This window comes from Dyella japonica (assembly GCF_040545895.1).
In the GTDB taxonomy this organism is placed as follows: Bacteria; Pseudomonadota; Gammaproteobacteria; order Xanthomonadales; family Rhodanobacteraceae; genus Dyella; species Dyella japonica_D.
In genome coordinates this window covers 1-1,049 of the sequence record NZ_JBEPMU010000026.1, presented here as the reverse complement: position 1 = coordinate 1,049, position 1,049 = coordinate 1, and the positions used below count along the sequence as shown (strand labels likewise).

Annotated in this window: 1 protein-coding gene; it reads left to right on the top strand. The window is 58.2% G+C overall.

The features are described 5' to 3' along the window. Positions 1-1,049 (top strand): calcium-binding protein (locus ABIC75_RS23075; protein WP_436407979.1); only part of this gene is annotated, 1,049 nt, incomplete at both ends.

Sequence of the window (1,049 nt, the reverse complement as noted above, 5' to 3'; positions counted from 1 at the left end):
GCACAACAGGCGTTGCTTGGGGATCTGCTCCTGGCCTGGGCCAAGACCAGCCCATGGTGGAGCGATCAGGGACTCACGCTGCATGCCTCCGGTGCTACGGAAAGCGCGGACTCCGATAACGTGATCCTGTTGACGCCCGGCCAGGCGGTCAGCCAGGCGACCACGACGCTTGATGATGAGATCACGCGCAAGATCCGCATCGCACAGGTCCTGCTCGGTGAGGTACCGACCGGCGATCTTTGGTGGGGCGACGCCAACGTCTCTGCATACCTTAAGGTCTACGACACGTTCGCCACGGGGGCGTATCAGCAACTGGCGCTGCAGACGCGTCTCAAACCCTACGTCGATGCAATCGCTTTGCGCCTCGATGCCAATGGCATCGCGCTGGATATCTCACCCGTACTCAATAGGCTGGAGCAAGTATCGGCAAGCCATAGTGCGCAGGCTATGGTGGACTTCCTCGATCTGGTGACTTTTATTCCGTCCCTAGCGAACGACGCGTCGATCTACGTGACTTGTTTGCCGTTCCTGGCCGATCAGTTGGATCAGTCTGGACAATGGGATGTTGTGGCAGCGACGTTCTCTACGAATGTCATGCTGGGCGATTTTCTTCTGCGAATTGGCACCTCGGGCACTGACGTGCTCACCAGTGGTGCGCAAAAAAGCATTCTGATCGGAGGCGATGGCAACGACACCCTTAAGGGCGGCAATGGCGACGACATATTGCTCGGCGGCCATGGCAATGATGTCATTAACGGCGGTGATGGCAACGATGTGATGTATGGCGGCGACGGCGACGACACGCTGGATGGCGGTACGGGTAACAACGTGCTACTTGGCGGTGCCGGCAACGATGTGATGAAGGTGGCCTACAACGCCAACAACAACGTGTTTGTTGGCGGCACCGGTGACGACACGATGTACGGTAGCTACGGCTCGGATACCTATGTGTTTAATCTCGGCGATGGCAAAGACACCATCATCGAGACGAGCACGTATGCCGGGGCGATCGATGTGCTGGCCTTCGGCGAAGGCATCAAGGCCAGCGA